This is a genomic window from Psychrobacter sp. TB55-MNA-CIBAN-0194 (genome assembly GCF_040309505.1).
GTDB classification, from domain to species: domain Bacteria; phylum Pseudomonadota; class Gammaproteobacteria; order Pseudomonadales; family Moraxellaceae; genus Psychrobacter; species Psychrobacter fozii.
This window is the reverse complement of record NZ_JBEOOW010000882.1, coordinates 1-229: the sequence shown is the minus strand read 5'-3', so window position 1 is coordinate 229 and position 229 is coordinate 1. Positions and strand designations below refer to the sequence as shown.

1 tRNA gene is annotated in these 229 nt (G+C 45.4%); it reads left to right on the top strand.

The window, feature by feature from the left end:
* Positions 1-111 precede the first annotated feature (111 nt).
* Positions 112-187, top strand: a tRNA-Ala gene (locus AAEY75_RS17465).
* Positions 188-229 lie beyond the last annotated feature (42 nt).

Sequence of the window (229 nt, the reverse complement as noted above, 5' to 3'; positions counted from 1 at the left end):
AGTCTACGTTGGGTGATAACTCGTTTAGTGTACTAAACGTCGCCATCAACCGCCTTGTCTAGAAAAGATTTGGTACTTACTACGTATTATATTTGTTCACTGCATGTAAATGGGGCTATAGCTCAGCTGGGAGAGCGCCTGCCTTGCACGCAGGAGGTCTGCGGTTCGATCCCGCATAGCTCCACCATTTACACTTATCATGATGATAAGCATATGCATAGGTTAGAGA